Genomic DNA, 24,953 nt, shown 5'->3' with positions numbered 1-24,953 from the left:
CGTCGAGGTGACGCCGGTGCCGACACGACGGCGTGTTGCGGCACCCGGCACCCGGCACGCGCGTGTGGCTGACCGGCCCGCGTCTGCGCCCGTGCCGTCCTTGCGCCCGTGCCGTCCGTACGTTCCCTGACCGTCCTCCTTCCGCCCCGTTCCGGTCGGCCGACCGTCGTCCGCACCGTCCCGTCCGGTCGGCCTTCGACCGTTCCGCCCCGCTTCAGGAGACGCCACCGTGTTCGAGATGCTGCTCAACGCCGACATGCAGGCCGCGGCGCTCAACGTACTGATCTGGACGACGGCCGCGCTCTGCGCGGGGCGGTGGCCGGTGGAGCGGTCCCGGCGGCGTGGCCGGGCGCGGGCCGTGACGCTGCTGGCCCTCGTGGGGATCGGCACGCTGGTCGTCCTGATGAGGATCACCACCGTCACGCTGATGGGCCGGGAGAGCTGGCTGTTCGCCGTCGACCGGGTCGCCGTGGCCCTGCCGGCGCTGGCCGTGCCGGCCGCCGCGGCCCTTGCCGGCACCCTGCCGCGCCTGGTGGCCTGGGCCCGGCGACCGTCCCTGGAGACCCGTGTCGCGGCCTTCTCGCCGACGGCCGTCGTGCCCCTGCAGACCGCCGCCCTGGGCGCACTCGTCGGGCTGTGGACAGCGCTGTTCACCGTCCTGGCCCCGCCCCTGCTGGGGCCCGCGCTGCTGATCCACTCGGCGGTGGTGCTGTTCGCCGCTCTCGCCTGGTTCCGCCAGACCCGCCGCTGGCTCGCCGCCCGCTCCCGCCCGCGCCGCCGCGCCCCCCGCCCGGTGCGGGCGTTGCGGGCCGTGGCCATGGTGACCGCGGTCGCCGTCGCCGGCACCGTGACGGTGAACCTGGCCGCCGCGAGCAGCAAGTTGCCGGACAACATGAACATGGCGCCCGCCGACGGCATGCCGGGCGGACACCACGGCGGCGGGGAGTCCGCCGCCGCGCGCGGCACGACCTCGGTGACCGCCCTGACCGGCCCCCGCGACGAGCGCCCCGACCGCCGCTTCACGCTGGTGGCCGCCGAGAGGACCGTACGTCTCGCCTCCGGCCGTACCGTGCGCGCCTGGGCGTTCGACGGCCGGCTCCCGGGGCCGACCCTGCGGGTGCGGCAGGGCGAGCTGGTGGAGGTCACCGTACGGAACGAACTGCCCGGCACGAACGTCGCCGTCCACTGGCACGGGGTCGACGTGCCGAACGCCGAGGACGGCGTCCCCGGCGTCACCCAGAACGCGATCCGTCCCGGCGGCACCCATGTCTACCGCTTCCGCCCCGACGAGTCCGGCACCCACTGGTACCACTCCCACCAGCAGACCTCCGTGCAGCAGATGAAGGGGCTCTTCGGCGCGCTGATCATCGATCCGCCGAAGCCCACCCCGGTGGACCACGACTGGTACCTCGCCATGCATTCCTGGAAGACCGACGACGGCGCCACCGTGCCCGCGCTCGGCCTCGCCGACCGCCTGGAGCGCCGCCGGGCAGCGCCGGGCGAGCGGGTACGGCTGCGGCTGCTGAACTCCGACCGTCTCACCCACGAGTTCTCCCTCACCGGCACCTCCTTCCGGGTCACCGCCCTCGACGGCAACGCCGTGCGCGGTCCCACGCCGGTGAGCGACCGGAAGCTGGCCATCGGCGCGGGCGGCCGCTACGACATCGAGTTCGTCATGCCGGACCGTCCCGTACGTCTCACCGAGATCCAGGACTTCGTGGGAGCCCGTGACCAGGGCCTGCTGATCAGCGCGGACGGGCGCGGCGAGGTGACACCGGACCTCCCCTCGCGCGAGTTCGACCCCACGGCCTACGGCACGCCCGCGCCGACACCGTTCGGTCCCGACAGCCGCTTCACCCGTACCAAGACGATGGTGTTCGACAACGAGATCGGCTTCTACGACGGCCGGTTCCGCGTCACCTGGACGGTCAACGGCACGGCCTTCCCCGATGCCCCGAACCTCACCGTCCGCGAGGGCGACCTGGTCCGGCTGCGGTTCGCCAACCGCAGCCACTTCGACCACCCCATGCACCTGCACGGCCATCACGTCCTGGTGCTGAGCCGCAACGGCCGCCCGGTGACCGGAAGTCCGGTGTGGCTGGACACGGTGAACGTCCGCGTCGGCGAGGTCTGGGAGGTCGCCTTCCGGGCCGACAACCCCGGCATCTGGATGGACCACTGCCACATCGGCGACCACGCCGTGCTGGGCATGATGATGCATCTGTCGTACGAGAACGTGACCTCGCCCTACCGGGTCGGGCGGGCCACCGCCAACCGGCCCGAATGACCCGCCGCGCGGACCGCAGACCCACGATGCCCACGAGACGAGGATCAGGAGAGCGGACGTGACGGACACGCACGACAGGCCCCGCGACGCCGGGCGGCGGTTCTCGCCCGGTGCCCTGCCCGGCATGACCCCCGGCCACCAGCTGATGTTCTTCCCGGTGGCCGCCGCGGTCAGCCGCGCGATCTGGGCGCTGGCCCGGCTCGGCGTCGCCGACCGCCTGGTCGACGGCCCGCGCGACGCGACCGACCTGGCCGAGGCCGTAGGCGCCGCCCCGGACGCGCTCGCCCGGGCACTGCGGGCGGCCGCCGCGCTGGGCGTTTTCACCCAGGGGCCGGACGGCCGCTTCGCCCTCACCCCGGCCGCGGAACTGCTGCGCTCGGACGTGCCCGAGTCCCGCCGCGACCAGGTGCTGCTGTACGGCGACCCACTCACCTGGCTGCCGTACGGCGACATCCTCGACACCCTGCGGACCGGCGAACCGGCCTTCCCGAAGATCTTCGGAAAGCCGTACCACGACCATCTGCGGGCGGACGCCGACGCCGCCGGACGCGTTGCCCGTGCCGTGGCGAGCACCCACCGCGGCAATCTGGACTACCTGACCTCGCTGATCGACCTGGGCCCCGTCTCCCGCGTGGCCGAACTGCGCGGGGACGGCCTGTTCCTCCAGGCGCTGCTGGACCGTCACCCGCACTGCTCCGGGACCGTGGCCGACGACACCGCGACCGTGCCCCCGGACACGCAGGCCCTCGTGCTCAAGCAGGTGCTGCACGACCTGCCCGACGCGGACGCGGTGCGTGTGCTGCGGACCGTGCGGGAGGCTTGGGGACTGGACCCCGAGCGGCGGCTGTTCGTCCTGGAGCGGGTGGTCGGCGCGGCCTCCCCGGATCTCGCGGCCGTCGTGGACCTGGACATGCTGCTGATCACCGGCGGTCGCGAGCGCACCGCCACCGAATGGGGCGAGCTGATCACCGCCGGCGGCTTCGAGCTGCTCGCGGCCCCGGCCGGGAGCGGCTGGACAGCTTTCGAGTGCCGACCGGCCCACGGCCCGACCACCGCCCCCGCGGGCTGACTCGGCGAAGGGCTGCGACTGGGACTGGGCTTGACCGCGTCGGCGTGTCGGCGGAGACGTGCCGGGACGGCGGCCACCCGCGGGTCCCCCGTCCCGGAGAGGGAGAAGCGCAGCTCCCGGACCACCGCAGCACTCGACGTGGTCGTCTCCCAGTCCGTGCGCAGCCCCGTTCATGCCGTACTTCGGGCAGACGCGCGGCAGCCATCGCCGGCCCACGGCGGGGCCTGGCTCAACGGCCAGGTCACACGCGCACCGCCCACAGTGTGCCGCTGCCGTCGAGGACCACGATCGAGTCGCCGCTCGCGGCGGGCTCGCTGATGGCCGTGCTGTCGAACTGGCCTGCCCAGAGCGTGCGGCCGTGCTCCACTCCGACGATCCGGGCGCTGGTCCAGCGCTGGAGCACTCGTGCCTGCTCCGTCCGGGAGAGCAGGGCGTATGTGCCGGTGGTCTGCGCCCTCTGACGATCGGCGTGCCACCGTTGTGTGCCGTCGTCGGCGGCCAGGCACACCAGCCCCGATCCCGTGAGCAGGACGAACCCGCCGGCCACGCTGGTCGTCGCCCGAGTCTCCAGGCCAACCTCTTGGTACGAACTGCCGTAGGTCCAGGTCTGCTCGCCGGTGAGTCCGTTCAGCGCGGTCGGTTTCCGGCGGGACCCCGCGGCCAGCGGAAGAAACACCGTGGTGCCCGACACCAGCTCGTCGAGTGGCTGGAAGGCGTCGGTCCTGAGCTGGTCCGGTTTGGTCTTCTGGAACGGGCTCCGCCACATCACCTCACCCGTGTCCGCCTTGCGGCAGACGAGGTCGACCGGGTCCTTCCTGCCGGCCTCGTAGCAGAGCAGGCCCTCACCCAGGGGCTGCGCCAGGTCGCCCAGCGGCTGGAAGCCGGAGCGTGTCCACAGTTCCTTGCCCGTCTTGCCGAGCACTGCGGTTCCGTCGCTGAAGAGGATCAGGTCGCCGGCCAGGAGCCATGCGGCGTCGTAGGGGGAGGATGCGTCGATCCCCCATCGCGAGGCGCCGGTGCGCGGATCGACTCCGGTCACGTAACCGTCCTCACCGGTGATCAGCAGGCCGCTGGGCCGGTGCACATCCAGCCTCATGGCGCTGTAGGAGACCGACTTCTGCCATCGGCGCTCGCCGGTGGCAGCGTCGAAGGCGTGCACCAGTCCGCCTTTGTTCCCGGAGTCCTGGGTCAGGGCCAGTACCGTGCCGCCGACGACGGTGAAGCGTGTTTCCCGGGACCAGGCCGCGTTGAGGGACGCCGTCCACAGACGCTTACCGGTGGCGACGTCGAAGGTGTGGAGTGCGGCCGTCTCCTTGTAGTAGTGACCGGCGGCCACATGACACCGGCCGTCGGCCAGGACGACGTTCGGACCGTCGGAGTTGATCACGTCGACGTCTGCGATCCTCTGCGACCAGGCGACCGGGTCCCGCTCGGGGTCGCCGGTCAGGTACATCGCCGCCGCCCCTCCGGCGACCGCGACCGCGGCGACACCCGCGCCCCTCATGAGCAGGCTGCGCCGGCTCATGCCTGTTCCACCGGACGGCCCGGCGGGCGCCTGAACCGTGGATGCCGCCGCGAGATCGTCCGACACGGGCGCAGCCGAAGGCGGTGAGCTCGCTCCGCGCGCTCCCTGGTCGGCGACGGTGGGGGTGTAGCGACGGGCCGCGGGTACGGCCTGCCGTTCACCACCGAGGCGCCGCAGCTCGTCGGCGAGCACGGCGGCCGATTCGTACCGCTCGCGCGGGTCCTTGGCCAGCAGCCGACCGACCAGGCGGTCCCACGGAGCGGAGACGCCGGGCAGGAGGCTGCTCGGCGCGGGGGGCGGATCGTGAAGGTGCGCCGTGACGTACCCGAGGGTGTCCGGGGCGTCGAACGGCAGCCGTCCGGTGAGCAGTTCGCACAGCACACACCCGAGGGAGTACAGGTCGCTGCGCTGCTCGGGGCGCCCGCGTGCCTGCTCCGGTGCCATGTACGCGGCCGTGCCCACCATGAAACCGGTGTGGGTCAGCCGGTCACCGGTAGCCGAGGGGTCGGCGGCGCGGGCGATCCCGAAGTCGAGCACCTTCAGGCCGCCCGAGGCCGCGACGAACAGATTCGCGGGCTTGATGTCGCGGTGGAGGATGCCGGCGGCATGCGCCTCACCCAGCGCGTCGCACACCTGCGCCCCCCACCGCGCCACCTCCTCCTCGCCGACAGGTCCGCGCCGGACAACGGCGTCCAGGCCCTCGCCCCGGAGCAGTTCCATCACGAGGAACGGCGTCGTGCCCTGGCCGGTGGTTGCCTCACCGAGGTCGTGGACGGTCACGATATGGGGGTGCTGAAGCGCGGCGGTGATCCGCGCCTCCCGCAGAAACCGGGCGCGCGCCTCGTCGGCCCGACTGCCGCCACCCGCAAGGACCGAGATCACCTTGACCGCGACCGGCCGCCGTAGGCTGGTGTCCTGTGCCTCCCACACCTCGCCCATCCCGCCGCGCCCCAGCGGGCGCACCAGGCGGTAGCGGTCAGCGAGTATCAGATCACCGTCGTCCATAGCCCGAAGTCCCCCGGCGGTAAGCGGTTTTTCACTCGGCAGCGTTGATCGTAGACCGCGCTCCCCGATGACACAGGCCCCGGGCGACAGCAGACCTCGCCCGTCCGCTCTCGCGCAGGAGCGCACCGGGGGCGGCAGACTCGGACAGGGCATACGCCCCTTATGAACGTCAGTCAGGCGAGTTCGGCGTCGGGGGCGCGCCCGGCGGGGCTGCGGGTGTGGTCCCACGCGGGCAGGGCGGTCAGCGCTGCGAGGGTCCGCACCGACATGACGTTTCGCCGGTTGGAGTCGGCGGACGGCGGCGGTCGCCGGCTGCGCGGGCCCTGCCCGCGCAGGGGCGCGAGCCGAGTGGCGGGCCGTGCGGCGCGGGAGAGCTCCGCTGGTCAGGCCTCGGCCGTCTCCTCGGCAGCCTTCTTCCTACGGGCTTGGCCGAACTGGGCCATGGCATGGAAGGCGGCCTTGGGCTCCCACCCCAGTTCCGCATACGGTCCTTCGGCTGCGCCGGGCGGCAGGACCCTGACCACACCGAAGCTGGCGGTGTCGAAGTCGTGCTCCGGATCGTGGCGGGCTGTGGTCGCCAGGTCCCAGCGGGCGAAGGTGTAGACGAAGGCGGCGTCGACACCGGCTGCGTCATAGATGTCGAGCATCTCCCGGATGTAAGAGGCCTGTTCCTGCTCGTCGCGCACCGTCCCGGCGGTCATCCTCACCGGCCGCGCGTCCTCGCTCCACTCGACGATCGAGTCCCCGCGTCCGCCCAGGTCGAAGGCGCCGCGGAAGGTCCCACAGCCGAATTCGGTGACGCCGAACGGCTTGCCTTGCGCCACCTGCGCGCGCAGCGCGTCGGAGAACGTGTCGGCGTTGGTCGCGTCGCGATAGCCGGCATCGGTGGCGGCGACATCGAACGGTGTCCAGTCCACGCCCTCGAAGGCGACGGACGCGTAGCCGATCGGGCCGCCGAAGCGGGCACGGACCTCGGTGACGACTCGGGCGAGGAACGTGTTGAGCGTGGTGTGCAGTCGGGGAAGCAGGGCGCGGAACGCGACGGGATCGGCCAGTGTCGCCGACCGCTCCCGCAGCGTGTCGCCCGGCAGGAAGCCGTGGGTGAACAAGGTGATCTCGGAGCCGGTGAGGTACACGATGCGCGCACCGTCACGGCGCAGGCGCTCGGCGCGTTCGGCACCGTCAATGAGGAACGCCAGGAGTTCGTCCTGGGTCAGGCCATGGGTGAACGGCGAGTACCAGACCTCCAGACCCGCGTCGGCGGCGGCGCGCGCGGCGGTCTCCAGGCGGTCGGCGTGGCCGCCGGTGATGCGGACCGCGTCGCAGTGCAGGTCCTCGCGGATCACCCGCATTTCACGCTGGACAATGTCCGGGAGGAACGGTTCATGGGTGGTGGTCCCGCCGGAAGTGAAACCGGTGTCGTAGTTGATGCCGAAGGCGCGCACCGCTGCTCCGATTCTTTCGATCTGCGATTCATTTAGGGTACGAACCGTACCCTAAATGGGGAGGAGGGTCCACGATGGCGCCTGAACAACAGCGCGGCGGCGCTACCCGGCGCCGTGGCGCGGCGTTGGAGGACGCGATCCTGCGCGCCGCGGCCGAGGAACTGCGGACCGCCGGCTATGCGGGCATGACGATGGACCGGGTCGCGCAGCGCGCGGGCACCAACAAGAACGCGATCTACCGGCGCTGGCCGGGGCGCGCGGTGCTGGGTGTCGCGGCCTACCGCTACCTGGCCGACGCGGAGTTGCAGGTCCCGGACACGGGGACGCTGCGCGGCGACGCGCTGGCGCTGCTGCGCGCGGCGAACAAGACATGGTCGTCACCGCAGGGGGCTGTGCTGCGCGACCTGCTCGCGGCAGCGGCCGACGATCCCGGCTTGCTCACGCTGCTGCGGGAGCAAGCCGGTGGGAGCAGCACGGACGCGGCGTGGCTGACGCTGCTTGAGCGCGCCGTGGCTCGGGGCGAGGCGGCGGCCGGTGTGGTGCATCCGCGCGTGGCGTCGGTGCCGATGATGCTGTTGCGCGGCGAATACGCCCTGCGTGGTCTGCCCGAGGTCCCCGACGAGTTGCTGAGCGAGATCGTGGACGAGGTCTTCCTGCCCCTCGTTCGCGGCCGCACAGTCGAAGGCGGATCCACACCTTGAGCCGTGGCAGGCAGTACCACTTGGCGCGGACCAACGTCCTCGAACATCAAAGGTGCGCCGGCTTCCTCAGGCACCAAATCGCACGGATGGGATCTCGAATGCTGACTGCCCGCCCCGGGATGCCGCACGGATGGACGCTGCTGCGCCACCGCGCCGTCACTGGACCCCTCGGGGCGCGCTCACTGCTGTCTGCTGCCCATTTCGGCGGTGAAGAGCACCGGGTCACTGTCAAATCCCCGGATCATCTCGCGCATCTGCCAGGCTCCCGAGGCATCCCTGGTGAACTCGCTGACCGTCGCGGCCGTCGCATCGGCGACCTGCTCGAAGTCGTCCACCAGCAACTGCTCGTATCCCTGGACGACGACCACCCCCGCGTTGGACACCTCCCCGAACGTCAGGGGCCCACTGTTCTGGTGGATGGCCACACCGACCACCACACGCCCGTACGCGGGTGACAGCCTGTCGAATTCCAGGACCAACACCTCGACGAACCCGAAGCCCATGCCGGTCTGGCTGTGCCGGGTCATGTTGATCGTGCCGTCCGGTGACCGGCTGTCGTAGTGCACGACATACGCCGGCTGCCCGTAGGGGGCGTCCGCCGAGTAGGTCGCGGCGATGATGTCGAGATGCCGGGGCGGCTTCCCGAGCGGGCTCGGATCCCACTTGAGCCGCACCTCGACCTTGCCCAGCCCCTTGCCTCCACCGCTCACCTTGCCGCTCCCCTTGGCCATCACTGCGGGGCCTTCCCGCAAGGTCAAGTATGAGTTTTTGACAGCACTTTGATGCCTGATCAGCGAAGACAGGCAGGCGTTCGGGGTTGCTTATGTGCGCAATGACGCAACAAGGGGCGTTTTTTGAGGTCGGCTCCCGTGCGGGCGCTGAGCGTATGCCGGCCCCAGAGTGTTGTCCGGCTGTCTCCCCAGGCGCTTCACCGGTAGCGCAGCAGCAGCATGGCGGCGTCGTCCTGGAGCGGGCCGCAGACGTGCTGGAGCAGGTCCTGGCGGAGGGTGTCCAAGGCGCTCTCGGGGTCGTCCTCCTTGAGCAGATGGGCGCGTTCGGTGAGCGGGTAGAACCGGCCGCCGCCGTCGCGGGCCTCGATGATGCCGTCGGTGTAGAGCAGCAACTGGTCGCCGGGAAGAAAGGCCGCGTGGTACGGCTGCGGGTCGACGGTGCCGTGTGCGCTCAGGCCGAGCGGCAGCGCGTAGGACTCCGGTTCGGGCAGGTCCACGGTTCCGCCGCCGCGCACCAGCATGGGCGCCGGATGACCGAAGTTGAGGAACGTGACCTGGTGGGCGCTCACTTCGGCGAGGATCGCGGTGACGAACTTCTCGCCGTCCAGTTGCCGATCGACAGAGCGGGCCAGCCTGCTGCCGACCGCCACCAAGTCCGCTTCGTCGAGGGCCGCCTCGCGGAACGCTCCAAGGACCAGCGCCGCCGTCTCCACCGCCTCCAGCCCCTTGCCCTGGACGTCACCGACGATCACCCGAACCCCCTGCGGCGCGGCGACCACCTCGTACAGGTCCCCGCCGATACGGGCCTCAGCCACGGCGGACGTGTAGGAGACGGCCGCCCGGAGCCGCCCGGCGAGCTTCGGCACCGGCTTGAGCAGTACCCGCTGCGCGGCCTCGGCGATCGACCGGACGCTGTCCAGCTCCGCCTCCCGCCTGCGACGCATGGCCACGGCGACCAGCCCGGCCAAGGTGACCCCGACGACCGAGACGACGACCACCGAGCCACGGCGCAGAGTCGTCATGTCGTCGTACCAGCCCAGCACGAGGCACAGCAGCAGCGCTGTTCCGCCGACGTACGCGGTGCGCCGCCAGCCGCCCACCAGCGGGGCGAACGCGGGCCCCACGGCCATCAGCGGCAGAAAGCCCATCGACGGTCCGGCCGCAACGTCGGCCAGGGCCACCACACCCATGACCACGAAGGGCAGCACGGACAGCACCCTCGACTGACGGCCTTGTGCGGACACGTCGCCCAAACCCCTCCCCGCGTACCCGGACCGGCACGGCACATCATCGCAGACGTACCCATTGCTCCCCATAAGTAGGCGACAGCGCGGCCGAGCAGCCTCACGCGCCACCCCCGCAGAGACGGGCACAGCGGACCTGCGGCGGGAAAGCCCCGCTTGCGTCACCCGGTCCGGGCGACCGGCGATGCGGGATCGGGATCCAGGACCGGAGCCGTCGGGCGGGCAGTTGCTGGATGGAGCGGGTCGGGAACGTCCTCGGGCTGCATCGACGTCGCTTCACCGTCTCTCTCGGAGGGGGTGCCCGAGCCGGAGGACAGATGGGACGCCGCCCCCAGGACCACGACGACGACGGCAACCGTCATGAGTGCCCGGCCGGCCCGGCGGCGTCTGGCCCGCCCGTCCATGTCGCGCCATGCCGGTCCGGTCGTTGTCTCCTCCGGCTGCCAGAGCTCGCCGACCGCCTCCTGCCGGTCCTGCTCAGCTGCGTCTGTGACGCGCCGCTGATGGTGAGCGTGCTCCCGCTCGGTGTCGTTGGCCGTGCCGTGGGGCCTGGGCAGGGCTGTCCGCTCCCTGGCGGATGGTTCCTTGGGCGCGGAGTCCCTGATGGTGCGTTCGTTGTCCTCAAGGAACCTCTGCCACACCTCGTCAGGGATCGATGACGCCTCGTTCCGATCTCCGGGCGCCCCAGTACTGTCCGGTTCCCGAGTGGCCACTGTTCCCCCTTGTGCGCGGTCTGCGGACGACAACAGAGGCAGGGCCCTCCCGTCGCCCTGCGCCTGCTGGGTATTGAATGTACGTCCCCTGCGTCACCCGGCCGCCTTCAGGCAGGGATTTCCCGGCGACCGCATCAGGGCACGCCCGGGAATCGGCACCATCGGGACGGCAGCCAGGAGCCACCTCTTGCGACGTGTCCGCGGGCCCGCTGTCCGCCGAGCGGCAATGATGACCGCGTTGAACCGGGCTCCCTTCCAGCGAGTGGTGACCTTGGCCCGGATCCTCGCCGGAGCCCGGCATCAGAACCGCGTAAAGATTGCCGGAAGCAGGCAATGTCATGCGTCGTATCGCTGTGCGAGCATGCGTGTGCCGACGGGGGAGTGCAAGGAGAGGCGGTGAGCGCGGATGGACTGGTTTCTGGGTCTCGGCATCGCGGGTGTCGTCCTCCTTGCCCTGTCGCTCATCTTCGACGGAGTGATGGAAGGGCTTTTTGACGGCGTCGGCGCGCTCGACGGAATCTTCGACGGGTGGCTGTCTCTGCCGGTCGTCGCGGGATTCATGTCCATGCTGGGTTTCTCCGGCGCGATCGTCATGGGTACCACCGAACTCGGTGCGGCCGGAGCCATCGCCCTGGGCACGCCTGCCGGTGTGGCCACGGGTTGGCTCGCGTACCGCCTGAGCCGGACACTGATGAGTGACCGGTCCGGCGCGGCTCCCGGCGAGGACGATCTGATCGGGGCCCCGGGGTCCGTGGTGACCGCCATCCCCGTCGGCGGCTACGGCGAGGTGCTGGTTCAACTGGCCGGGCAGCCAGTGAAGCTCGCGGCCAGGAGCGCGGTCCCCGTGGCCCGCGGAACCGAGGTCTGGGTGGACGAGGCACTGTCACCCACAGCCGTCTCCGTACGCCCGGTCGAACGCTGAGCGCCCGACCACCACTCACCTCGCCTCACCTCACGGCACCGGCCCGCCGTGCCGTACATCGACCTGACACCTACCGATTCGCCGTCCCCCGGGAGGGCTGAGGGGAAACCATCGTGAGTTCAGTTGTCATCGCCGTGGTGGGAGTCGTCGTACTCCTCGTGCTCATCGCGCTGGTCGTCATCACCCGCTACAAGGTGGCGGGTCCCAGCGAGGCGTTCATCGTCACCGGGCGGCGCGGCAAGAAGGCCACCGACCCGGAGACCGGCCGGGTCTTCACCGACAACAGCGGGCAGAAGGTCGTGGTCGGTGGTGGCGTGTTCGTCGTGCCGTTCGTGCAGCAGAAGTTCAGTCTCGACCTGTCCTCGCGGCACATCCCGGTCGCGGTGCGCGGTGCGGTCACCCTGCGCGGGGTGAAGGCCAACCTGGAGGGCGTGGCGATCGTCAAGGTCGGCGGTACGGAGGACTCCATCCGCGCCGCCGCGCAGCGGTTCCTGATGCAGCAGAACGGCATCGTCGGCTTCACCCAGGAGGTGCTGTCCGGTGCGCTGCGGGCGATCGTGGGCCGGATGTCGGTGGAGGACGTCATCCGGGACCGGGCTGCCTTCGCCGGGCAGGTGGCGGAGGAGGCGGAGGCGAGCCTGTCCGGGCAGGGCCTGGTGCTGGACGCCTTCCAGATCCAGGACATCACCACCGAGGGCTCCTACCTGGAGGACCTCGGCCGCCCGGAGGCCGCCCGGGCCAAGCAGGAGGCCGACATTGCCGAGGCGATCGCCCGGCGTGCCGCCGAACAGGCGCGGCTGAAGGCCGAGGAGGAGATCGCGGTCGCCCAGCGGACGTTCGCGCTGAAGCAGGCGGAGATCAAGGCCGAGACCGACGAGGCCGCGGCCCGTGCCGCTGCCGCCGGACCGCTGGCCGAGGCCGCTCGGCAGCAGGAGATCCTCGCCCAGCAGGAGAAGGTCGCCGAGCGGCAGGCCGCGCTGACCGACCGTCAGCTCGACACCCAGGTCCGCAAGCCCGCCGACGCCCAGCGGTACGCCGCCGAGCAGGAGGCCGAGGCCAAGCGGGTGGCCCGGGTCAAGCAGGCCGAGGCCGAGCGGCTGGCCGGGATCGCCGCCGCGCAGGCGGAGGCCGAGCGGGCCCGGTTGACCGGTGAGGGCGAGAAGCAGCGGCGCTCCGCGCTGGCCGAGGCGGAGGCCGTCGAGGGTCTCAGGCAGGGTGAGGCCGAGCGGGCCCGCCGCGCGGCGATCGCGGAGGCGGTCCGGCTGGAAGGCGAGGCCGAGGCGGCCGCGATCGGTGCCAGGGGTGCCGCCGAGGCCGAGGCGATGGTGAAGAAGGCCGACGCGTTCGCGCGGTACGGCGACGCGGCCGTGCTGCAGATGCTCGTCGAGGTGCTGCCGCAGGTCGTCGCCAAGGCGTCCGAGCCGCTGAGCGCCGTGGACAAGATGACCGTCATCTCCACGGACGGTGCCGGCCAGTTGTCGCGCACGGTCGCCGACAACGTGGCCCAGGGCGTCGAACTCCTCAGCTCCACCACGGGAGTCGACCTCGCCGAACTGCTCAAGGGCATCACGCGGCGGGCCGGCGGCACCCAGCCCACGACTACGGCACCCGCCGAGGCCAACGGAAAGATCGAAATCGCCGGCTGACGTCGGCAACGAGCACTCCGGGGAGGCCGGGCGCCACTGAGCCGCCCGGCCTCCCCGGACAGCTGACGGATGGCCGGCAGGTGCGGGGCCGCAGGGGAGCACGCGCAGCAACGCCACAACCCCGGCAGGAAGCCGTGGGCGCGGCGGGCGAGGGGCGGGCCACACCAAACTGCCCGTCCCACGGCGAGCCGCTGCCCCGCCCGCGGCGCCGGACCCGAAGCCGCCGCATGCTCCCGGCGTACGGCCGTGAACACGGTCGACGACGAGGGCCCGCGCACCGGCCCCTCCGAACCATGCGGCGCTCAACCATGGTTGGGGAGTTCCGCCGGAGGCGACGGCCGCGGTGTGCCCCGGCGGCGTTACTAGGGTTTTTCCCGTCCTCGCCGACCCAGACTCTCACCGTGCCGCATCCGAGAGAACCCGCAGAACGCGCCGTAGAACGCGCAGAACACGCCGTCTGACCCGAGCCGACGCCCCGCGTCACGACCCGGGTCCCGGCCCAGGTCATTGAGACGGGGCGGTCGCCCATCCCCCGGGGCGGCCGCCCTCTGCGTGCACGCGCGTGCCCGTGCCCCCGCGCCGGGCAGACGCCCGGTCCGTGACCACCCCGGCCCGGGCCCGGCCGAGGACAACCCGCACCGGTAACCGCTGTCGAGGTGACGTGAGATGGACAACGAACACAAGCTCAGGGACTACCTGAAGCGGGCCACCGCCGACCTGCGGCACAGCCGGCAGCGCGTCCAGGAACTGGAGGCCGCCGCCCACGAACCCATCGCCATCATCGGGATGGCCTGCCACTACCCGGGCGGGGTGACCGACCCCGACGGCCTCTGGGACCTGCTCATCGACGGCAGACACGGCATCGGACCCTTCCCCGACGACCGCGGCTGGGACCTCGAAGCGGTCTCGGCCGCCGCCTCCGGCGGAGGCTTCCTCCACGACGCCACCGACTTCGACGCCGAGTTCTTCGGCATCAGCGCGCGCGAAGCGGTCGCCATGGACCCCCAGCAGCGGATCGTGCTCGAATCCACCTGGGAAGCCATCGAGTCCGCGCACATCGATCCCACCACACTGCGCGGCAGCGAGACCGCCGTGTTCATGGGCGCCATGGCCCAGGAGTACCGCGCCGGAGCCGAGGACGGCGCCCGCGGCCTGCACCTGACCGGCAACGCCGGCAGTGTCCTGTCCGGCCGTATCGCCTACACCCTCGGCCTGACCGGTCCGGCCCTGACGGTGGACACCGCCTGCTCCTCCTCCCTCGTCGCCCTCCACCTCGCCTCACACGCCCTGCGCACCGGGGAGTGCTCCCTCGCTCTCGCCGGTGGCGTCACCGTCATGTCGACGCCCTCCACCCATCTGGAGTTCGGCCGCCAGGGCGGCCTGTCGGCCGATGGCCTGTGCCGCTCCTTCGACGACGACGCCGACGGCACCGGATGGTCCGAGGGCGTCGGCGTCCTGCTGCTGGAGCGCCTGTCCGATGCCCGCCGGGGCGGCCACCGCGTCCTCGCCGTCGTCCGTGGCTCCGCCGTCAACCAGGACGGCGCCAGCAACGGCCTCACCGCACCCAACGGCCCCTCCCAGCAACGCGTCATCGAACAGGCCCTGATCAATGCCCGCCTCTCCGCCGACCAGATCGACGCCGTCGAGGCACACGGCACCGCCACCACCCTCGGGGACCCCGTCGAGGCCCAGGCCCTCCTCGCCACCTACGGCCGCGCCCGCACCGCCGAACGCCCCCTGCTGCTCGGCTCGGTGAAGTCCAACCTCAGCCACACCCAGGCCGCGGCAGGCGTCGCCGGCGTCATCAAGATGGTGCAGGCCATCCGGCACGGCATCGTGCCCCGCACCCTGCACGTCGACGAGCCCAACACCCACGTCGACTGGTCGGACGGCACCGTACGCCTCGTCACCGGCAACACGCCCTGGCCCGACACCGGGCAGCCCCGCCGCGCCGCCGTCTCCTCCTTCGGCATCAGCGGCACCAACGCTCACGCCGTCATCGAACAGGCCCCCGCCGACAGCACCCCCGACCCGTCCGACGAGGCCACGACCACCCCGCCACCCCTCACCCCCGTACCGCTCGTCCTGTCCGGCCGCACCCCGCAGGCCCTGGCGGCCCAGGCGGCCCGCCTGCGCACCGCCCTGGACCGGTCCGGCGAACCACTGCGACTGGACGTCCTGGCCCGCGCCCTCGCCACCACCCGCACCGGCTTCACGTACCGCGCCGCCCTCGTCACGGCCCACCCCACCACCGTCCCGGCCGGCCTGACCGCCCTCGCGGACGGCACCCCCGCCCCCGGCCTGCTGCGGCACACCGCGACCGACAGCCCCGCCGCCTTCCTCTTCTCCGGCCAGGGCGCCCAACGCCTGGGCATGGGCCGCGAGTTGTACGACGCCTTCCCGGCGTTCCGGGGCGCCCTGGACGAGACGCTCGCCCTCCTCCGGCCCGGCGTACGCGATGCGATGTGGGGCACGGACGCATCCGCCCTGAACCACACCGGCACCGCCCAGCCCGCCCTGTTCGCCGTGGAGGTGGCACTCTTCCGCCTCCTCGAATCGTGGGGCGTACGGCCCGACTTCGTGGCCGGGCACTCCATCGGCGAGGTCGCCGCCGCCCACGTCGCCGGCGTGCTGTCCCTCGCGGACGCCTGCACCCTCGTCACCGCCCGCGCCTCGCTGATGGCCGACCTCCCCGAGGGCGGCGCCATGACGGCCGTACGCGCCTCCGAGGAGCAGATACGCCCGTATCTCACGGCCGACGTCGCCGTGGCCGCCGTCAACGGCCCGGCCTCCGTGGTCCTCTCCGGCCCCGCCGATGCGGTGGGCGACGCCGCCGAACGACTCACCGCCGACGGCCACCGCACCACACCCCTGCGGGTCTCGCACGCCTTCCATTCGCCACTGATGGACCCGATGCTGGCCGATTTCGCCCAGGCCCTGTCCGGCATCACCTTCCACCCGCCGCGCATCCCGCTCGTCTCCAACCTCACCGGCGCCGTCGCCACCCCCGAGGACCTGAGCGACGCGGAGTACTGGGTCCGCCATGTCCGGGAGACCGTCCGCTTCGCCGACTGCCTGCGCACCCTGGACAGACACGGCGTGCGCACCTTCCTCGAACTCGGACCCGACGGCGTCCTCACCGGCCTGGTCCCCGAGACGGCATCCCGGGACAGCGTCGCCCTCGCCACCCTCCGCAAGGACACCCCCGAGACCACCGCCCTGACCACGGCACTCGCCGCCCTGCACACCACCGGCGCCCCCGTCGACTGGACGCGTTACTTCGCCGACACTCCCGCCCACCCCGTCGACCTCCCCACCTACGCCTTCCAGCGCCGCCGGCACTGGCCGGCCGCGGGCGTCGGCGGCGCCGGGGACGTCCGCGCCGTCGGCCTCGCCCCCGCCGAACACGGCCTCCTCGGCGCCGCCGTGTCCCTCGCCGACTCCGACGGCGCCCTCCTCTCCGGCCGCCTCTCCTTCGCCACCCACCGCTGGCTGGCCGACCACCGCATCAACGGCCGCGTCCTCCTGCCGGGCGCCGCCTTCGTCGAACTCGCCCTGCGCGCCGGCGACGAGTTCGGCTGCGACCACGTGGCCGAACTCGCCCTCCCGGCCCCGCTCGAACTCCCGGAACACGGCGCCGTCCAGATCCAGACGTTCGTCGGCGCCGCCGACTCCTCCGGCCATCGACCCGTGACCATCTACGCCCGCCCTGACGGCCGGCACGGGCCGTACGGCCAGGGCGGTCACGAGGGCCTTGACGAGCACGCATGGACGCTCCACGCCACCGGTCGACTGAGCCCCGGTGCCGAGACCGAAACCGCCACACCCACTGCCCTGGACCCCGCACAGTGGCCCCCTGCCGGCGCCGAACCCGTCCCCGTCGAGGGCGCGTACGACGCCCTCGCCGACCACGACTTCGCGTACGGCCCCGCCTTCCGCGGCCTCAGCGCCGTCTGGCGCCGGGACGGCGACCTCTACGTCGAGGCCGAACTCCCCGCGGGAAACCGCGTCGCCGGCTTCGCCGTCCACCCCGTCCTGCTCGACGCCCTCCTCCACGCCGTCGCCCACGCCGGCGACGGCCGCCTCGGTGTGCCGTTCGCCTGGGAAGGCGTCAGCCTGCACGCCACCAGCGCCACCAGGATCCGCGCTCGTATCGTCCCGCAGGGCGAGGACACCATCGCCATCGACGTCATGGACACCATGGGCGCCCCCGTCCTGACCGTGGACGCGCTCACCACACGCCCTGTCGACGCCGCGCGCTCCGGCGCATCGACGGCCGCCGACACGCTGTACCGGGTCGACTGGGTCCCGGCTCCCGAGACGCCTCCCTACGAGGGCACCCTCGCCCTGCTTGCCGACCCCGCCAACTCCACCGAGTCCTCCGACGCCTCGTTCGCCCAGGAGATCAGCGACGCCCTCGGCGGCGCGCCCCTACGCGTCGCTGCGGACCTCACCGAACTCGCGGACACGGCGCCCCTGCCCGACGTGGTCCTGGCCCCACTCATGGCCGGCCCCGACGAGGCGAGCCCGGTCACGGACCCGGTCGGCGAACTGCACATGCTCACCACTCGGGCCCTCGGCCTCGTCCGCCGTTGGCAGCGCGACGAGCGCCTGCGCGGCTCCCGCCTGGTCGTCGTCCTCCGTGACGACCGGCTCGCGCCCGCCGCGGTCCGCGGCCTGCTGCGCGCCGCCGAGTCCGAACACTCCGGCGGCATCGGCCTGTTGGTCCTCGGTACCGGCCCCGTGGACGGGACTCACCTCCGCCGGGCCCTCGCCGTCGGCGAACGGGAGACCGCCCTCACGGACGGTCACGTGAGCGTTCCCCGGTTGGTGCGTGCTGGTGGGGCGAGTGGTGGGGCGGTGGAGTGGGCCGGTCCGGGTGTCGTGGTGGTGACGGGCGGTACGGGTGGTCTGGGTGCGGTGGTGGCGCGGCATCTGGTGCGGGTGCATGGGGTGCGGGAGTTGGTGCTGCTGTCGCGGCGGGGTGCGGATGCGCCCGGGGTGGGTGAACTTCTCGCTGAGCTGGGTGGGTTGGGTGCTCGGGTGGAGGTGGTGGCGTGTGATGTGGCGGATCGTGGGGCGTTGGCGGGTGTCCTGGCGGGGCGGTCGGTGCGTGGTGTCGTGCATGCCGCGGGGGTCCTGGACGACGGGCTCATCGGCAGCCTGACCCCCGAGCGCCTGCACGCCGTACTCGCCCCGAAGGCCGACGCGGCCTGGCACCTGCACGAACTCCTGCCCGACGTCCGGGCCTTCGTCCTCGTCTCCTCCGCCGCCGGCACTTTCGGCCCCGTGGGCCAGGCCGCCTACGCCGCCGCCAACGCCTACCTCGACGCCCTCGCCGCGCACCGCCGTGCCCAGGGCCTGCACGCGGTGTCCCTGGCCTGGGGACCGTGGCAGCTCGACGGCGCCGGCATGGCGGCCGAACTGCCGCCCGCCGACGCGCACGACGAGGCCGCGCTCATGCGCCCGGTGTCCGCGGAGGAGGGTCTGAGCCTGTTCGACGCGGCCCTCGCGAGCGGTGACGACGTCGTACTCCCCGTCCCGCTGGACCTTCGGGCGGCACGGGCCCGCACGGAAGTCCCCGCACTCCTCCGTGGACTCGTACGACCCCGCCGCCGCACCGCGAGCAGCGGCACCGGCGCACCCGACCTGGTCCGCAGGCTCGCGCCGCTCGACGAGGTGGAGCGGCGCGAGGTGCTGCTCGATCTGGTGCGGGGGCAGGTGGCGCTGGTCCTGGGGCACGAGGGCGCCTTGGGCGTGGACGCGTCGCGTTCGTTCCGGGATCTGGGCTTTGACTCGTTGCTGGCCGTTGAGCTGCGTAACGGCTTGCAGTCGGTGACGGGGCTGCGGTTGCCGGCGACGTTGGTGTTCGACTATCCGACGGTCGCGGTTCTGGCCGGCTTCCTGCTGGGTGAGGTGCTGGGGGCGCGGGCGGCGGCTCCGGTGGCCTCGTCGGTGGTGGCTGTGGCCGATGACCCGGTGGTGGTCGTGGGTATGGCCTGTCGTTTCCCCGGTGGGGTGTCGTCGCCCGAGGACTTGTGGCGGCTCGTCTCAGAAGGTGTGGACGCGGTGGGGGAGTTCCCGGCCGACCGTGGCTGGGACCTGGAGCGGCTCTACCACCCGGATCCGGAGCACCTGGGCACCTCCTCCACCGGGGCCGGTGGCTTCCTCGAAGGGGCCGGTGGCTTCGACGCCGACTTCTTCGGGATGAGTCCGCGGGAGGCGTTGGCGACGGATGCCCAGCAGCGGCTGTTGCTGGAGTCGGTGTGGGAGGCCATCGAGCGGGCGGGTATCGACCCGACCTCGCTGCGCGGCAGCCAGACCGGTGTCTTCGCCGGTGTCATGTACAACGACTACGGGCTCCTCCTCGACGGCCGTGAGTTCGAGGGCCTGCGCGGCAACGGAAGCGCGATGAGCATCGCCTCCGGCCGGGTCGCCTACTCCTTCGGCTTCGAGGGGCCGACCGTCTCGATCGATACGGCGTGTTCGTCGTCGCTGGTGGCTCTCCATCTGGCCGCGCAGGCGTTGCGTGGTGGTGAGTGTTCGTTGGCGGTGGCCGGTGGTGTGACGGTGATGTCGACGCCGACGACGTTTGTGGAGTTCTCCCGGCAGGGTGGGCTGGCGCCGGACGGCCGGTGCAAGGCGTTCTCGGACGCGGCTGACGGGGTGGGCTGGGCTGAGGGCGTGGGTGTGCTGCTGCTGGAGCGGCGGTCGGATGCGGTGCGCAACAGGCATCGGATACTGGCGGTCGTTCGGGGGAGTGCGGTCAATCAGGATGGTGCGTCGAATGGGTTGACGGCGCCGAACGGTCCGTCGCAGCAGCGGGTGATCCGTCAGGCGCTGGCGTCGGCCGGGTTGTCCGCCGGTGAGGTGGACGCGGTCGAGGCGCACGGTACTGGTACGCCCCTGGGTGACCCGATCGAGGCACAGGCGCTGTTGGCGACCTACGGTCAGGATCGCGAACGGCCGCTGTTGCTGAGCTCGGTGAAGTCCAACCTCGGCCACACCCAGGCTGCTGCCGGTGTCGCCGGGGTCATCAAGTCGATCATGGCGATGCGGCACGGTGTCGTCCCGCGCACCCTGCATGCCGACACGCCGTCCTCGCACGTGGACTGGTCGGCCGGTGCGGTGGAACTGGTGCGGGAGCAGGTGGCATGGCCGCGGACGGGGCGGCCGCGTCGTGTCGGTGTGTCCTCCTTCGGGCTGAGCGGTACCAACGCGCACGTCATTCTGGAGGCGGGGCCGGAGACGGCACCGACGCCGACGACGCCTCCGACGCCGATGGCGGTTGAGCTCGGCGTACTGCCGTTGGTGCTGTCGGCTCGGTCCCAGCAGGCGCTGGACGCGCAGATCGAGGCGCTGCGGGCGGTCGAGCCGTCGGCGGACGTCGCGTACACGCTGGCGGCGGGACGGGCCTCGTTCGGGCACCGGGCTGTGTTGCTGGCCTCGGAGGACGGCGTCGCCGAGGTGTCCAGGGGAACGGCGTCCGAGGAGCCGCTGGCGTTCGTGTTCTCCGGGCAGGGCGCCCAACGCATAGGGATGGGGCGGGAGTTGTATGCCCGGTTCCCCGTGTTCGCCCAGGCGCTGGACGAGGTGCTCGCCGAACTCGACCCCGCCCTGCGTGACGTGATCTGGGGCGCGGACGAGGAGGTTCTGCATCGTACGGAGTTCGCGCAGCCTGCCCTCTTCGCGATCGAGGTCGCGCTGTTCCGGCTGGTGACCTCCCTTGGTGTCACTCCGAAGTACCTTGCGGGACATTCGGTCGGTGAGATCGCGGCCGCTCATGTCGCGGGTGTGGTGTCGCTGGCGGACGCGTGTGCGCTGGTGTCGGCGCGAGCGAGGCTGATGCAGGCGCTGCCTGCGGGTGGCCTGATGCTCGCGGTCGAGGCCGCGGAAGCCGAGGTCGCCCCGTACCTCGTGGAGGGTGTGTCGATCGCGGCGGTCAACGGGCCGTCCTCAGTGGTGCTCTCGGGTACGGAAGAGGCCGTACTGGCTGTTGCCGCCGCTCTGCCGGATCGGCGTACGGCGCGACTGCGGGTCTCGCACGCTTTCCACTCGCCGCTGATGGAACCGATGCTGGAGGAGTTCCGCGAGGCGATCGCCGGTCTGCGCTTCGACGAGCCGCGCATTCCTGTCGTGTCGAACCTCACCGGAGGTCTCGACCCGTTGAACACGGCGGACTACTGGGTCCGGCATGTGCGGGGCACCGTGCGTTTCGCCGACGGGCTGCGCACCCTCACCGACCAGGGCGTGACGCGCTTCCTGGAGATCGGCCCGGACGGCGTGCTGTCCGCGCTGGTACGGCAGTCCGTGCCGGACGAGGCGCTCGTCGTGCCCGTACTGCGCAAGGACCGGCCCGAGCAGGCGGCCGCGCTCACCGCCCTCGCGCAGCTTTTCACGCACGGCGTGCCCGTGGACTGGCCGACGCTGTTCAGGGGCACGGGCGCCCGGCCGGCGGACGCTCCGACCTACCCGTTCCAGCGCCGGAACTACTGGCCGGTCGGGGGATACGGGACGGGCGCCGGGGATGTGCGGGCCGCGGGTCTCGCCGCTGCCGACCATCCACTGCTCCGGGCCGCCGTGGCGTTGGCCGACTCCGAGGACGTAGTGCTGTCGGGGCGGCTGTCGTCGGCCACTCACCCCTGGCTGGCCGATCACATGGTCTTCGGGCGGGTGGTCGTCCCGGGCACGGCCTTCGTGGAACTGGCGGTGCGGGCCGGCGACGAGGCCGGTTTCGGCACCCTGGACGACCTCACCGTGTCGACGCCCCTCGTCGTCCCGGACACGGGCGCCGTGCAGATCCAGGTGCGGGTCGCGGAGACCGATGACGCCGGCCGCCGCACCGTGACGGTGCACGCGCGCCCCGACGACGCGGCCGTCGATGCCCCCTGGACGCAGCACGCCTCCGGTGTCCTCTCCCACGAACCGCTTCCGACCGACTGGGCCGATGCCGAGCAGTGGCCGCCCGCCGGTGCCGAACGCGTCGAGACGGGCGACCTGTACGAGGACATGGCCGACGCCGGCCTCACCTACGGCCCCCTCTTCCAGGGGCTGCGCGCGGTCTGGCGGCGCGGTGACGAGATCTTCGCCGAGGTGACGCTGCCGACCGGAACCGAAGCCGGGGGGTTCGGACTGCACCCGGCGTTGCTCGACGCCGCACTGCACGCTGTCGCCGCCGCCGGGGGGACGGGTGACCCCGCGCTCCCCTTCGCCTGGGAGGGCGTCGCACTGCACGCGTCCGGCGCGACCGAGGTACGTGCCCGACTGGTCCGGCGGAGCGAACGGAACGCCATCGCCGTCGACCTCGCCGATGCCGAGGGACGTCCGGTGGCGCGTGTGTCCGGGCTGGTCGTCCGGCCCGTCACGAGTGACCAGCTGGGTGGGGCGAGTACGGCGGCCGGGTCACTGTTCCGGGTCGACTGGACCGAGGCGCCGGAGACGTCGACGGAGCTTCCGGCTGTGGCGCTGCTCGGGGGCGGAGAGGCGCTCGCCGATGCGATGCGGGACGCGGTGGCCGACGTTCGGAGCTACGCCGACCTCGACGAACTGGCAGCGGACGTGGACTCCGGTGCCGCCTCCGATGCCGGTGCGAGTGCCGGTGCCGATGCAGGTGCCGGTGCCGACGTGAACCGGCCGGTTCCGGGGCTTGTCGTGGCAGTCCTCGGGGCCGCCGAGGACACGGTGCGGGACGTGGCAGGGCAGACGCACGCGGCTGTCGCGCAGGTGCTGGCGCTCGTGCAGGCGTGGGTCGCGCAGGAGCGGTTCCGTGGCGCGCGGCTGGTGGTGCTGACACAGGGCTCGGGCGTGGTGTCCGCCGCAGTGCGCGGGCTCGTGCGGTCTGCCGGTGCCGAGTATCCGGGCCGTTTCGCGACGCTGGACATCGCGGATGCCGACGCCGACCGACTCTCCGCCGCACTGCGCGCGTTGGCCGCCGATGAATCGGACGTCGCTGTACGTGGCGGGACCGTGAGCGTTCCCCGGTTGGTGCGTGCTGGTGGGGCGAGTGGTGGGGCGGTGGAGTGGGCCGGTCCGGGTGTCGTGGTGGTGACGGGCGGTACGGGTGGTCTGGGTGCGGTGGTGGCGCGGCATCTGGTGCGGGTGCATGGGGTGCGGGAGTTGGTGCTGCTGTCGCGGCGGGGTGCGGATGCGCCCGGGGTGGGTGAACTCCTGGCCGAGCTGGGTGGGTTGGGTGCTCGGGTGGAGGTGGTGGCGTGTGATGTGGCGGATCGTGGGGCGTTGGCGGGTGTCCTGGCGGGGCGGTCGGTGCGTGGTGTCGTGCATGCCGCGGGGGTCCTGGACGACGGGCTCATCGGCAGCCTGACCCCCGAGCGCCTGCACGCCGTACTCGCCCCCAAGGTCGACGCGGCCTGGCACCTGCACGAACTGCTCCCCGACGACGCGCCGCTCGTCGTCTTCTCCTCCGTCGCCGGTGTGCTCGGCAGCGTCGGACAAGCGGCCTACGCGTCGGCCAACGCCTTCCTCGACGCGCTGGTGGCCCTGCGCCGGGACATGGGTCTGCCCGCGGTGTCCCTCGTATGGGGCCCCTGGCAGCAGGAGGCCGGAGGCATGACGGCCGATCCGCAGCGGATGGCCCGCACCGGCATTCCCGCGATCACGGTCGACCAGGGCCTCGCCCTGTTCGACGCGGCGCTACGGACGCCCGAACAGGTGGTTCTACCCGTACCGCTCGATCTGCGCGCTGTCCGGGAGCTGGGTGAAGTACCGCCCGCCTTCCGCGCGTTGGTGCGGCCGCGTCGACGGATGGTCGCTGCGGGCGGCCTGCTCCAGCGGCTCACCGGTCTGGACGAGGTGGAGCGGCGCGAGGTGCTGCTCGATCTGGTGCGGGGGCAGGTGGCGCTGGTCCTGGGCCACGAGAGTGCCTCGGGTGTTGATGACACTCGTTCCTTCCGGGATCTCGGCTTTGACTCGCTCCTGGCTGTCGAGCTGCGTAATGGCTTGCAGTCGGTGACGGGGCTGCGGTTGCCGGCGACGTTGGTGTTCGACTATCCGACGGTCGCGGTTCTGGCCGGCTTCCTGCTGGGTGAGGTGCTGGGGGCGCGGGCGGCGGCTCCGGTGGGCTCGTCGGTGGTGGCTGTGGCCGATGACCCGGTGGTGGTCGTGGGCATGGCCTGTCGTTTCCCCGGTGGGGTGTCGTCGCCCGAGGACTTGTGGCGGCTGGTCTCAGAAGGTGTGGACGCGGTGGGGGAGTTCCCGTCCGACCGTGGCTGGGACCTGGAGCGGCTTTACCACCCCGATCCGAACCACAGCGGCACCTCCTCGACCCGGGCCGGTGGCTTCCTGACCGACGTTGCCGGGTTCGATCCCGAGTTCTTCGGGATGAGTCCGCGTGAGGCGTTGGCGACGGATGCGCAGCAGCGGTTGTTGCTGGAGTCGGTGTGGGAGGCGATCGAGGGGGCGGGGATCGATCCGTCGTCGTTGCGGGGCAGCCAGACCGGTGTCTTCGCCGGTCTCATGTACAACGACTACGGCGTCCTGCTGTCCGGCGACGAGTTCGAGGGCTTCCGGGGGAGCGGCAGCTCACCGAGTATCGCGTCCGGCCGGGTTGCTTATGCGCTGGGCCTTGAGGGTCCGACGGTGACGATCGATACGGCGTGTTCGTCGTCGTTGGTGGCGGTGCATTTGGCTGCGCAGGCGTTGCGTGGTG

11 protein-coding genes are annotated in these 24,953 nt (G+C 72.1%); 6 read left to right on the top strand and 5 right to left on the bottom strand.

The genetic code is table 11. The features are described 5' to 3' along the window. Window positions 1-238: 238 nt before the first annotated feature. Window positions 239-2,287, top strand: a complete 2,049-nt coding sequence (locus tag IE262_RS18835) for a multicopper oxidase family protein (protein WP_229877355.1) — start codon at window positions 239-241, stop codon at window positions 2,285-2,287. Between the two features lie 58 nt (window positions 2,288-2,345). Further along, window positions 2,346-3,356 carry a methyltransferase gene (locus IE262_RS18830; RefSeq protein WP_189875040.1) on the top strand — a complete coding sequence of 337 codons (1,011 nt, stop codon included), beginning with the start codon at window positions 2,346-2,348 and terminating at the stop codon, window positions 3,354-3,356. A 241-nt stretch (window positions 3,357-3,597) separates the two neighbouring features. Here IE262_RS18830 and IE262_RS18825 read toward each other — a convergent pair whose 3' ends face one another. After that, the gene (locus IE262_RS18825) at window positions 3,598-5,886 is read right to left on the bottom strand and encodes a serine/threonine-protein kinase (protein ID WP_189875038.1); all 2,289 of its coding nucleotides are present in this window, start codon (window positions 5,884-5,886) and stop codon (window positions 3,598-3,600) included. A gap of 383 nt (window positions 5,887-6,269) precedes the next feature. After that, window positions 6,270-7,331, bottom strand: coding sequence for a glycoside hydrolase family 113 protein (locus tag IE262_RS18820; RefSeq protein WP_189875036.1), 1,062 nt, complete (start codon window positions 7,329-7,331; stop codon window positions 6,270-6,272). Window positions 7,332-7,405: 74 nt separating this feature from the next. Here IE262_RS18820 and IE262_RS18815 point away from each other — a divergent pair, with 74 nt between their 5' ends. After that, window positions 7,406-8,032: a TetR/AcrR family transcriptional regulator gene (locus tag IE262_RS18815; protein ID WP_134027731.1), complete on the top strand. Its 627-nt coding sequence runs from the start codon at window positions 7,406-7,408 to the stop codon at window positions 8,030-8,032. 179 nt (window positions 8,033-8,211) lie between these two features. Here the strand turns inward: IE262_RS18815 and IE262_RS18810 are convergent, their stop codons facing one another. From IE262_RS18810 to IE262_RS18800, 3 genes are all read right to left on the bottom strand, one after another. Continuing rightward, window positions 8,212-8,763 carry a TerD family protein gene (locus IE262_RS18810; RefSeq protein ID WP_134027729.1) on the bottom strand — a complete coding sequence of 184 codons (552 nt, stop codon included), beginning with the start codon at window positions 8,761-8,763 and terminating at the stop codon, window positions 8,212-8,214. Window positions 8,764-8,960: 197 nt separating this feature from the next. After that, entirely contained in the window at window positions 8,961-9,953 is a 993-nt protein-coding gene (locus tag IE262_RS18805) for a PP2C family protein-serine/threonine phosphatase (RefSeq protein ID WP_229877354.1), read from the bottom strand. 215 nt (window positions 9,954-10,168) lie between these two features. Next, on the bottom strand, window positions 10,169-10,648 hold the full coding sequence (locus IE262_RS18800; protein ID WP_229877332.1) for a hypothetical protein: 480 nt from the start codon (window positions 10,646-10,648) through the stop codon (window positions 10,169-10,171). 478 nt (window positions 10,649-11,126) lie between these two features. On the opposite strand from IE262_RS18800, the gene IE262_RS18795 reads away from it, so the two are divergent. From IE262_RS18795 to IE262_RS18785, 3 genes are all read left to right on the top strand, one after another. Then, entirely contained in the window at window positions 11,127-11,642 is a 516-nt protein-coding gene (locus tag IE262_RS18795; RefSeq protein ID WP_134027723.1) for an NfeD C-terminal domain-containing protein, read from the top strand. Window positions 11,643-11,755: 113 nt separating this feature from the next. Then, window positions 11,756-13,288: an SPFH domain-containing protein gene (locus tag IE262_RS18790; protein ID WP_134027721.1), complete on the top strand. Its 1,533-nt coding sequence runs from the start codon at window positions 11,756-11,758 to the stop codon at window positions 13,286-13,288. A 696-nt stretch (window positions 13,289-13,984) separates the two neighbouring features. Then, a partial coding sequence (locus IE262_RS18785; protein WP_444545231.1) for an SDR family NAD(P)-dependent oxidoreductase occupies window positions 13,985-24,953 on the top strand: 10,969 nt, incomplete at its 3' end.

Source organism: Streptomyces bluensis (assembly GCF_014650715.1).
Taxonomy (GTDB): Bacteria; Actinomycetota; Actinomycetes; order Streptomycetales; family Streptomycetaceae; genus Streptomyces; species Streptomyces bluensis.
This window is presented reverse-complemented; position numbering and strand designations above follow the sequence as displayed.

What these genes read in the sequence shown, in the direction of transcription:
- IE262_RS18835 (WP_229877355.1), top strand. Translation starts at nt 239, where the DNA reads ATGCTGCTCAACGCCGACATGCAGGCCGCGGCGCTCAACGTACTGATC.
- IE262_RS18825 (WP_189875038.1), bottom strand. Translation starts at nt 5,886, where the DNA reads ATGGACGACGGTGATCTGATACTCGCTGACCGCTACCGCCTGGTGCGC.
- IE262_RS18815 (WP_134027731.1), top strand. Translation starts at nt 7,406, where the DNA reads ATGGCGCCTGAACAACAGCGCGGCGGCGCTACCCGGCGCCGTGGCGCG.
- IE262_RS18810 (WP_134027729.1), bottom strand. Translation starts at nt 8,763, where the DNA reads ATGGCCAAGGGGAGCGGCAAGGTGAGCGGTGGAGGCAAGGGGCTGGGC.
- IE262_RS18805 (WP_229877354.1), bottom strand. Translation starts at nt 9,953, where the DNA reads ATGGGTGTGGTGGCCCTGGCCGACGTTGCGGCCGGACCGTCGATGGGC.
- IE262_RS18795 (WP_134027723.1), top strand. Translation starts at nt 11,127, where the DNA reads ATGGACTGGTTTCTGGGTCTCGGCATCGCGGGTGTCGTCCTCCTTGCC.